This window comes from Nocardiopsis chromatogenes YIM 90109 (assembly GCF_000341185.1).
Classification (GTDB): domain Bacteria; phylum Actinomycetota; class Actinomycetes; order Streptosporangiales; family Streptosporangiaceae; genus Nocardiopsis_A; species Nocardiopsis_A chromatogenes.
Map to the genome: position 1 here is coordinate 1 of NZ_ANBH01000158.1, position 6,767 is coordinate 6,767.

The 6,767-nt window shown below is 76.4% G+C and carries 5 protein-coding genes and 1 pseudogene; 3 read left to right on the plus strand and 3 right to left on the minus strand.

The genetic code is table 11. From position 1 onward, the window contains the following. Positions 1-72 precede the first annotated feature (72 nt). Positions 73-1,653, minus strand: coding sequence for a glycerol-3-phosphate dehydrogenase/oxidase (locus D476_RS0116555; RefSeq protein ID WP_017625049.1), 1,581 nt, complete (start codon positions 1,651-1,653; stop codon positions 73-75). Next, entirely contained in the window at positions 1,650-2,255 is a 606-nt protein-coding gene (locus D476_RS0116560) for a TetR/AcrR family transcriptional regulator (RefSeq protein ID WP_017625050.1), read from the minus strand. Before D476_RS0116560 ends, D476_RS0116555 begins: the two co-directional genes overlap by 4 nt. Before the next feature lie 17 nt (positions 2,256-2,272). On the opposite strand from D476_RS0116560, the gene D476_RS0116565 reads away from it, so the two are divergent. Together D476_RS0116565 and D476_RS0116570 are read left to right on the plus strand one after the other, a co-directional pair. Further along, positions 2,273-3,904: an FAD-binding oxidoreductase gene (locus tag D476_RS0116565; RefSeq protein WP_017625051.1), complete on the plus strand. Its 1,632-nt coding sequence runs from the start codon at positions 2,273-2,275 to the stop codon at positions 3,902-3,904. A gap of 9 nt (positions 3,905-3,913) precedes the next feature. Beyond that, positions 3,914-4,822, plus strand: a complete 909-nt coding sequence (locus D476_RS0116570; protein WP_017625052.1) for a protein phosphatase 2C domain-containing protein — start codon at positions 3,914-3,916, stop codon at positions 4,820-4,822. Here D476_RS0116570 and D476_RS0116575 read toward each other — a convergent pair. Continuing rightward, a complete protein-coding gene (locus tag D476_RS0116575) occupies positions 4,723-5,421 on the minus strand; it encodes a hypothetical protein (protein WP_239648732.1) in 699 nt (232 codons plus the stop codon). The genes D476_RS0116570 and D476_RS0116575 overlap by 100 nt on opposite strands. A gap of 475 nt (positions 5,422-5,896) precedes the next feature. Between D476_RS0116575 and D476_RS0116580 the strand changes: the two are divergent. Further along, positions 5,897-6,767 (plus strand): annotated as a pseudogene (locus D476_RS0116580) (sensor histidine kinase); the annotation flags it as partial.

The following is a 6,767-nucleotide window of genomic DNA, read 5'->3' on the forward strand; positions in this document are numbered from 1 at the left end:
TGCTGACCTGGGGCTCCAGGGTGGCGGGACTCCCGCTCGTGCCACTTTACGCATCCGCCTTCCGCATTGCGGCTACGACCGCCGATCGGAAACCCCGCTCCTCGCCCACGCGATCGCCTCCTCCGCCGCCGGGAGGCCCGCCTCTCGGTCCTCCGCCACCAACCCCAGCCTCGTCCGCCGGTCCAGGATGTCCTCCGCGTCCAACGCCCCCTCGACCGCCGCCGCGAAGCGCATCTCCGCCGGGGTGACCCCCGCCGCCACCGGGCGCAGCAGCTCAGGATCGCCCTGCGCCATCGCCGCGACCGCCGGAGCCTCGGTGCCGTACCGGGCGATCAGCCTCCTCGGGGCGTCGACCGCGTCCAGCTCCCCCCACGGCGCCGCCCCGACCACAGGCAGCGCGCGCGTCCTGCACGCCCCCGCCCGCAGCCCGGCCGACTCCACGGCGGCGTCCACGGCCTCCTCGGCCATCCTCCGGTAGGTCGTCAGCTTCCCCCCGACCACCGTCAGCACGCCCTCGTCCGACCGCAGCACCGCGTGCCGACGGGACAGGTCGGCGCTGGAGCCGCCTCGGCTCTCCAGGAGCGGGCGCAGCCCCGCATAGGCCCCCGCCACGTCCGACCGCTCCAGCGCCGTCCCCAGCGCCCGGTTCAGCACCTCCAGCAGGAAGGCGACGTCCCCCTCCGGCACCTCCGGGACCTCGGGCAGCGGGCCGTCGACGGGCTCGTCGGTCAGACCGGCGAACACCCGCCCGTCCGCTTGGGGCAGCGCGAACACGAACCGGTTGGCGGTCCCCGGCACCGGCACCATCAGCGCCGCCTTCGGCCGCCCCACCGCCTCCGCCCGCAGGACGATGTGCGTGCCCCTGCTCGGGCGCAGCCGCACGTCCGGGACCAGCTCCCCCGCGTAGACGCCCGTGGCGTTGACGACCGCGCGCGCCCGCACCTCGATCCTCCGCCCCGACCGCAGGTCCCGCAGCACGGCGCCGTCGCCGCCCAGGCGCTCGGCCGCGCACCGCGTGGCCACCCGTGCCCCGAACCCGGCGGCGGTCCGCGCCAGGGCCGCGACGAGCCGCGCGTCGTCGGTCAGCTGGCCGTCGAAGGAGAGCACTCCCCCGCGCAGCCCTTCGGCGCGCACCCCCGGCAGCAGCCGCACGGTCTGCTCGGCCGTCAGCCTGCGCGAGCGCGGCAGCGCCCGGCGGCCGGTCCCCGCCGCGACGCGCAGCAGGTCGCCGACGGCCATGCCCGCACGGGTGGCGGCGGCGTGCGCGGTGCCCACGGCCTCGTGCAGCGGCAGCACCATGGGCAGCGTCCGCACCAGGTGCGGCGCGGTGGTCTCCAGCAGGATGCCGCGCTCCCGCGCGCTCTCCATGGCCACGCCGACCTGCCCCTTGGCGAGGTAGCGCAGCCCGCCGTGGACGAGCTTGGAGCTCCACCGGCTGGTGCCGTGGGCCAGGTCCCCGCGCTCCACGAGGGCGACCTTCAGCCCGCGCGCGGCCGCGTCGAGCGCGGTGCCCGCGCCCGTGACCCCTGCGCCGACCACGAGCACGTCCACGGCGGCCCCGTCCGCCAAGGCGTCGAGGCCGGCCTCACGGTGCGCCGCGTCGAGGACCGTCGCCGGGTCCACGGGCCGTCCGCCCGTCCCGGCGCCGCTCATCGCCCCTCCTCCGGCGCCAGGTAGCCGTCGAGGAGCCTGCGCGCCTCGGCGACGAGCGCGTCCTCGTCGAGCACGTCCTCGGTGAGGCGCCGCGAGGTCATCAGCGACTGCACCGACAGCAGCACGACGCGCGCCATCCCTTCGGTGTCGCCCTGCCGGATGGACCCGTCGGCCTGCCCGTCCTCGATGCCGGAGCGGAGCAGGTCCAGCGCGGCGAACTGGCTGGTGCCCAGGCGCTGGAAGGCGTAGACGGCCATGGTCTCGGGCTCGTGGTCGATGATCCGGGTGAACAGGGGGTGGCGCAGCGCCTCCCGCATCAGCCCTTCGGCCTGGGCGGTCAGCCGCTCGCGGGCGGTGCGCGCGCCGTCCCCGGCCCCGGCGCCCCTGGAGTCGTCGGCCCGGTCGAGCAGCGCCAGCAGCTCGCGGGTGAGCAGGTCGGCCACGAGGGCGGTGACGTCCGGCCAGCGGCGGTAGACGGTCGGACGGCTCACCCCCGCCCTGCGGGCCACATCGGTCAGGGTGGTGCGGCGGATGCCGAAGGCCTCGACGCAGGCGCGGGCGGCGTCCAGAACCGCGTCCTCAACGTTACGTCTTGACGTCATGTGTAAAACTGTACGCCATGAGCATGCAGCAGCGTCCCGCCGCCCGCACCGGCGCGATGTCCTGGTACGCCTGGGGCGACCCGGACCGAGCCGCGCCCCTCGACCCGAACGTGCGCGCTCTGATCGCCCAGACCCTCGGCGCCGAGCTGCGCGACCTGCCGCCGGTGCCCGAGGAGGCGGTGCGCCTGCCCGAACCGGCCCTGCCCGGCCGCGCCCGCGCCGACCTGGTGGCCGCCGTCGGCGGCGACACCGGACGGGTGCGGGACGACCGCGCCGCGCGCCTGCGGCACGGCGCCGGGAAGTCCACCCCCGACCTGCTGCGCATGCGCGCCGGGCGGGACGTGCGCGCCCCCGACGCCGTCGTGCTGCCCGCCGCACACGAGGAGGTGGAGGCGGTGCTCGCCGCCTGCTCCCGGCACCGGGTCGCGGTCGTGCCGTTCGGCGGCGGCACCAGCGTGGTCGGCGGGGTCGACCCGCTGCGCGGGCCGTTCGCCGCCGTCGTCGCGCTGGACCTGCGCGAGATGGACCGGCTGGTGCGCCTGGACACCGAGTCGGGCACCGCCGTCCTGCAGGCCGGGCTGCGCACCCCCGAGGCGGAGGAACTGCTGGCCGCGCACGGGTACACCCTGGGCCACCTGCCGCAGAGCTATGAGTACGCCACCATCGGCGGCTACGCGGCGACCCGCTCCAGCGGCCAGGCATCCTCGGGCTACGGCCGATTCGACGCCATGGTGCTCGCGCTCAAGGCCGCCACCCCGCGCGGCACCCTGGAGGCCGGGCGCGCGCCCGCCTCCGCCGCCGGTCCGGACCTGCGCCAGCTCCTCCTCGGCTCGGAGGGCGCCTTCGGGGTGGTCACCGAGGTGACGGTGCGCGTGCGGCCGCTCCCCTCCGCGCACCTGGACGAGGCGTGGGCGTTCCCCTCCTTCACCGAGGGCGCCGCCGCGCTGCGCGCCCTGGCCCGGTCGCCGCTGCGCCCGACCACGGCCCGCCTGTCGGACGAGACCGAGACGTTCGTGAACGCCGCGCTGTCCGGCAAGGAGGCCGCCCCGGGCTGCCTCGCGGTGGTGGGCTTCGACGGCGAGGAGGACGACGTGGAGGCCAGGCGGGCGGCGTGCGCACGCGTGCTGTCCGGGGCGGGCGGCACGCCGCTGGGGTCGGAGCCGGTCGCCGACTGGCGCGGCTCCCGCTTCCACGCCCCCTACCTGCGGGACACCCTGCTGTCGGCGGGGGTGCTCGCCGAGACCCTGGAGACCGCCGCCACGTGGGCTGACCTGCTGCCGCTCTACCGGGCGGTGTCGGGGGCGGTCTCCCAGGCCCTCAAGGGGCCCGAGGGCGACACCGTGGTGCTGTGCCACATCTCGCACACCTACCCCGAGGGCGCCTCCCTGTACTTCACCGTGGTCACCGCCGCCGGGGACGACCCGCTGTCACGGTGGGAGCGCGCCAAGCGCGCGGCGGGGGACGCGATCGCCGACGGCGGCGGCACCATCAGCCACCACCACGCCGTGGGCACCGACCACCTGCCGTGGATGGCCGAGGAGATCGGCCCCTTGGGCGTCGAGGTGCTGCGCGCCGTCAAGGAGCGGCTGGACCCCGAGGGCGTGCTCAACCCCGGGAAGCTCATCCCCGCGCCCCCTCGGCGCACGTAGAGTGCCGCCGTGGACATCGCGTGGGCGTCGCGGCCCGGAGAGGGCGCGTTCAACGAGGACGTGGCCGCCTCCGGCGGCGGCTGGGCGTTCGTGCTGGACGGGGCGACCGCGCCGCCGGGCGCCGAGGAGGCGTGCCGCCACGGCGTGCGCTGGACGGTGCGGCGGCTGGCCGCCGAGTTCGCGGCGCTGCTGGACGGCTCGCGGGACGGAGGCGCCCCGCGGCCCCCGCTCGTCTCGGCGCTGGAGGAGGCGACCGTCCGCACGCGGGCCGCGCACGGCCCTGGCTGCGACCCCGACCACCCCGACGCCCCGGCGACGACGGTCGCGGCGGTGCGCGCGGCCCCCGGCGGCCTGGAGTACCTGGTGCTGGCCGACTCGGCGGTGCTGCTGCCGGTGCCCGGCGGCCCGCCGGAGGTGATCACCGACGACCGGCTCGACCGCCTGCCCGGCGGGCGCCCCTACGCCCCGGCCCTGGTGCGCGCCATGCGCAACGCTCCGGGCGGGTTCTGGGTGGCCGGGTCCCGGCCGGAGGCCGCCCGCGAGGCGCTGACCGGGGTGCGCCCGTTCCCGGCGGCGCCGGACGGCTCCCCGGACCACCGGTTCGCCCTGCTCACGGACGGCTGCACGCGGCTGGCCGAGCGGTTCGGCCACGGCTGGGACCAAGTGTGGAAGTGCCTGGAGGACGAGGGGCCCGAGGCGCTCATCTCCTGGGTGCGCGGCGAGGAGGCGCGCGCCGCGCCGCCGCGGGGCAAGCGCCACGACGACGCGACGGCGCTCCTCGGCCGCCTGCCGGGGCCCGGCCCGGCGGGCGCGGCCGCTCAGGCGCGCTCGGCCTCGCTCTTGAGGCCGGAGGCGACCTCCTGGGCCAGGTCGACGACCGCGTCGCCCTTCTCCTCGACCGGCTCGTCCTCGCCGTAGTAGGTGACGCTCACGAACAGGTTGGACATCCGGAAGAACACGATGCCGTACTCCAGGTCCTCGTCCATGAAGTCGTCCGACATGAGGTAGCCGCGCCGGTCGTCGCCGACCGACACCGACAGCTCCTCCAACGGCTCGGAGAGGTACTCCTCGTCGTCGGGGTCCATGTCGCCCGCGAGGATGTCGTCGTAGTCCTCGACCGCCCGGTCGAACTCGCGCTCCAGCGCCCGGTAGTCGCGCTCGCGGGTGGCGGGGTCGTACAACAAGACGTGGACGGCGAACCGCGGAAGGTCCTCACTGCTGCCGTCCGTGCAGGCCATCCCCTCGTCGATGTCCTCGTCCTCGCTCGAGGGCCCGGTCGAATCCTCCACCTCGGCCCCTTCGAGGTCGCCGATGCCGGCCAGGGCGTCCTCCGGCAGGATGTCGCCGCAGCCGGGCAGGGCCGCGTAGGCGGGGCCGGTCCGGGTGGCGAGGACCACGGCGACGACGGCGACGACCAGGACCAGCGCGGCGCCTCCGCCCACGAGGGCGAAGAGCATGCCCCGGTTGGGCTTGCCGCCCTGCGGCGCCCCCTGCGGCGGCATCCCGCCCGGAGGCATTCCCCCCGGGGGCATCCCTCCCGGAGGCGGACCGCCGGGAGGCATGCCGCCGGGAGGCATCCCCCCGGGCGGCGGGGGCGTGGGGCCGCCCGGCGCGCCGGGGAAGGCCGGGCCGCCGGGCGCTCCGGGGAACTGCGGGCCGCCCTGCGGACCGGGCCCCTGCGGAGCGGGCCCCTGGGGGCCGTACGGGGGGTTGGGGGGATCGACGGACATCGTGGGGACTCCTCGGGGGACACGGGGGAACGCCCGAACCTTCGGGCCGCGAATCACCGTACAACCGGTGGGCCCCGCCCATGACGGCGCCAACCGCCCGCCACGGCCTCCCGGACGGGCACCGGAGCCCCGTTAAGATGCGGCGATTCGTCCCTGGACACCCCCTTCAACGGCGAACCGGCCGGTTCCGGTCCCGGAGGCGCACGGCCCGCCGGACCGGCCGACAGTGGAAGGGCAGGCGAAATCACCCACAATGGATGGTGTGACACGAGGACGGCTGCGGATCTACCTCGGGGCGGCGCCCGGGGTGGGCAAGACCTATGCCGCACTGAGCGAGACCCGGCGTCGCGCCGCCCGCGGCACGGACGTGGTCATCGGCTTCGTCGAGACGCACGGCCGCGACCGCACCGCCGAGCTCACCGAGGGCCTGGAGGCCCTGCCCCGCAAGCGCGTCGAGCACCGCGGTGCCGCCTTCGAGGAGTTCGACGTGGACGCCGCGCTGCGCCGCGCCCCGAAGGTGGCCCTGGTCGACGAGCTGGCGCACACCAACGTCCCCGGCAGCCGCAACGCCAAGCGCTGGCAGGACGTGGAGGAGCTGCTCAACGCCGGGGTCGACGTCATCTCCACGGTGAACATCCAGAACCTGGAGTCGCTCAACGACGTCATCAAGCAGATCACCGGCACCCGGCAGCGCGAGACGATCCCGGACGAGATCGTGCGCCGCGCCGACCAGATCGAGCTGTGCGACATGTCCCCGTTCGCGCTGCGGCGCCGCATGTCGCACGGGAACATCTACCCGGCCGAGAAGGTCGACGCCGCGCTGTCCAACTACTTCCGCGAGGGCAACCTGACCGCCCTGCGCGAGCTGGCGCTGCTGTGGGTGGCCGACCGGGTCGACGAGGGGCTGGCCCGGTACCGCGGCGAGCACAAGATCCGGCACACCTGGGAGGCGCGCGAGCGGATCGTGGTCGCCCTGACCGGCGGCCCCGAGGGCGAGACCCTGATCCGGCGGGCAGCGCGCATCTCGGCGCGGCTGCGCGGCGGCCAGCCCCAGCCCAGCCACCTGATGGCGGTGCACGTGGCCGCCGGGGACGGGCTGGCCCGGGTGGCCACCGAGGCGCTGGGGCGGCCGA

Excerpts from the sequence above, each read along its gene's own strand:
- D476_RS0116555 (WP_017625049.1), bottom strand. The coding sequence starts at position 1,653 with ATGAGCGGCGCCGGGACGGGCGGACGGCCCGTGGACCCGGCGACGGTC.
- D476_RS0116560 (WP_017625050.1), bottom strand. The coding sequence starts at position 2,255 with ATGACGTCAAGACGTAACGTTGAGGACGCGGTTCTGGACGCCGCCCGC.
- D476_RS0116565 (WP_017625051.1), top strand. The coding sequence starts at position 2,273 with ATGAGCATGCAGCAGCGTCCCGCCGCCCGCACCGGCGCGATGTCCTGG.
- D476_RS0116575 (WP_239648732.1), bottom strand. The coding sequence starts at position 5,421 with ATGCCTCCGGGCGGGATGCCGCCGCAGGGGGCGCCGCAGGGCGGCAAG.